This is a genomic window from Actinomadura bangladeshensis (assembly GCF_004348335.1).
In the GTDB taxonomy this organism is placed as follows: domain Bacteria; phylum Actinomycetota; class Actinomycetes; order Streptosporangiales; family Streptosporangiaceae; genus Spirillospora; species Spirillospora bangladeshensis.
The window spans coordinates 1-2540 of record NZ_SMJW01000480.1 but is presented as its reverse complement, the minus strand read 5'-3'; the positions used below and the strand labels follow the sequence as shown (position 1 = coordinate 2540).

The 2540-nt window shown below is 75.5% G+C and carries 2 protein-coding genes; both read left to right on the top strand.

Going from position 1 to position 2540, the window contains the following annotated elements; genetic code table 11:
• Window positions 1-141 precede the first annotated feature (141 nt).
• The gene (locus tag E1284_RS40120; RefSeq protein WP_131945344.1) at window positions 142-1353 is read left to right on the top strand and encodes an MFS transporter; all 1212 of its coding nucleotides are present in this window, start codon (window positions 142-144) and stop codon (window positions 1351-1353) included.
• A gap of 169 nt (window positions 1354-1522) precedes the next feature.
• A partial coding sequence (locus E1284_RS40115; protein ID WP_131945343.1) for a serine/threonine-protein kinase occupies window positions 1523-2540 on the top strand: 1018 nt, incomplete at its 3' end.

Sequence of the window (2540 nt, the reverse complement as noted above, 5' to 3'; positions counted from 1 at the left end):
CCCCGCCCCCTGACCAACCCAGCGGACACCCCCGCACGCGAAGCCATGCCGGGACGGTGTGGCTGGGGCCGATGTCCGTCATATCGCCGCGTTGGCGGTGCTGCCGGGGTGTGCCCCGACTGGACGAGGAAGAGGTGAACCATGCTGTCGCGTGCCCGTTCCGGGACGTTCCTGACCTTTGCGCTCGCGGGTCTGCTGACCGGGGTGTGGGTGGCGCGCATGCCCGCGCTGGCCGGCAAGTTCGGGACGAGCGAGGGCGAGATCGGCATCGTCGTCCTCGTCTGGGGGCTCGGTGCGATCGCGGCCATGCAGGCGCTGCGGGGCGTGATGGCGCGCGCGGGCAGCCGGGCGGTGCTGCGGGTGGCGCTGCCGCTGACCGCGGTGTCCTACGCGGCGGTGGCGCTCGCGCCGAGCTACGGCGTCCTGCTCGCCGCCGTCGCGGTGTTCGGCATGACGTTCGGTGTCACCGACATCGCGATGAACGCGCAGGGCAGCGTCGTCGAGCAGGCGTACCGCCGCTCCATCATGAGCGGAATGCACGCCGGGTGGTGCGTCGGCGCGATGAGCGGCGGGCTGTTCGGCGTCGCCACGGCCGCCGCCGGGTTCGGGTTCACCGAGACCGTGCTGGCCGCCGCGCTGATCTCGCTGCCCGCCGGGCTCGCGCTCGGCCGCACCTACCTGCCCGACCCGGTGGCGCCCGCCGCGGCCGGGACGGGGCGCAAAGCGCGCCGCATGCCGGTCGCCGTGTACCTGATCGGCGCCCTCGGCTTCATCGCGTTCATGACCGAGGGCTCGATCGCCGACTGGAGCGGCCTGCTCCTGCACGACGAGCTCGGCGCGACCGAGGCCGTGGCCGCGATCGGCTACCCGGTGTTCGAGCTGGCGATGCTCATCGGCCGGCTGGCCGGCGACCGCGTCCGGATGCGCCTCGGCACCCGCCGGCTGCTGACCGGCGCGGGCCTCGGGACCGCCGCCGCCATGACCGTCGTCGTGCTGGCGCCGAACCCGGGTGTCGCGATCGCCGGGTTCTTCGTGACCGGGCTGGTCGTGTGCACGGTCGTCCCGACGACGATCTCGCTGGCCGGGAGCGCCGCGCCGGACCGTCCCGCCGCGGCCGTCGCCCAGGTCGGCGCGATGGGCTACGGCGGCCTGCTGCTCGGCCCGGTCGTGGTCGGCTTCCTCTCGGACGCCACGTCGCTGCGCCTCGGCGTCGGCACCGTCGTCGTCCTCGCCCTCGTCATCGCGGCCGGTGCCCGCTTCGTCCCGCTCCGCACGTCCATGGACGTCGCCACCGCCGTACCGGCCGAATCCACCGATCCCACCAACACCCACCCCGAACCCATCGCCGCCTGACCTCGCGCACGGCCCCGGAGCGTCCGGCCGCCGTGCACGTCTCGGGACGATCATCGGGGTGCCGGGCGGCAGTCCGCGGGTGAACGGGGTTCTGGGGATAAGTCTCGTGGGCCGGGCTCGTGATCCGATATAACCCCCATCAGGGTCGGGCAGGTGATGGGGGCGGTTCATGGGCGGATGGCAGGTCCCGGGGTACAGCGAGCTGCGGGTGCTCGGCGAGGGCGCGCAGGGGCGGGTCGTGCTGGCCCGCCATGACGCGACCGGACGGCCGGCGGCGATCAAGTACCTCGGCGCGGCGCTCGCCGGGGACGCGGAGTTCCGGGAGCGGTTCCGCGGCGAGGCCGCGCTGCTGAGCCGGCTGCGCAACCCGTTCGTCGCGGAGCTGTTCGGGCTGGTCGAGCGGCCGGACGGCGCGGCCATCGTGATGGAGGCCGTGGACGGCGCGCCGCTCAAGGCGGTGCTCGCCGAGCGGGGGCCGCTGGCGCCGGAGGCGGCGCTGGCGGTCCTCAAGGGCTCTCTGCTGGGGCTGGCCGCCGCGCACGACCTCGGCATCGTCCACCGGGACTACAAGCCCGCGAACGTGATCGTGCGCGGCGACGGGCTGAGCAAGCTGATCGACTTCGGCATCGCCGTGGACGCGGGCGCCGCGGGACGGTCCGGAACGCCCGTCTACATGGCGCCCGAGCAGTGGCGGGACGAGCCCGCCTCCCCCGCGACCGACGTGTACGCGGCGACGTGCGTGTTCTTCGAGTGCGTGACGGGACGCCGCCCCTACACCGCCGAGGACCAGGTCGGCCTCATGGGCCGCCACCTCACGGCGCCGATCCCCGTCGAGGACGTCCCCGAGCCGCTGCGCCCGCTGATCGAGCGCGGCCTGGCGAAGAACCCGTGGGACCGCCCGATGGGGGCGGCGGCGTTCGTGTCGGAGCTGGAGTCGGTCGCAGCGGGCGCGTACGGCGGCGACTGGGAGGGGCGCGGCGTCCGGACGCTCGCGGGCGCGGCCGCCGCGCTGTCGATGCTGTTCCCGCTCACGGCGCTCGCCCTCGGCTCGGGCGGTGCGGCGGGAGCGGGCGCGGCCGGTGCGGCAGGAGCGGGAGCCGCCGGTGCGGGTGCCGCCGGGGCCGGAGGTGCCGGTGCCGGTGCGGGTGCCGCCGGAGCCGGAGGTGCCGGGGCGGCCGGGGCCGGGG

Excerpts from the sequence above, each read along its gene's own strand:
- E1284_RS40120 (WP_131945344.1), top strand. The coding sequence starts at position 142 with ATGCTGTCGCGTGCCCGTTCCGGGACGTTCCTGACCTTTGCGCTCGCG.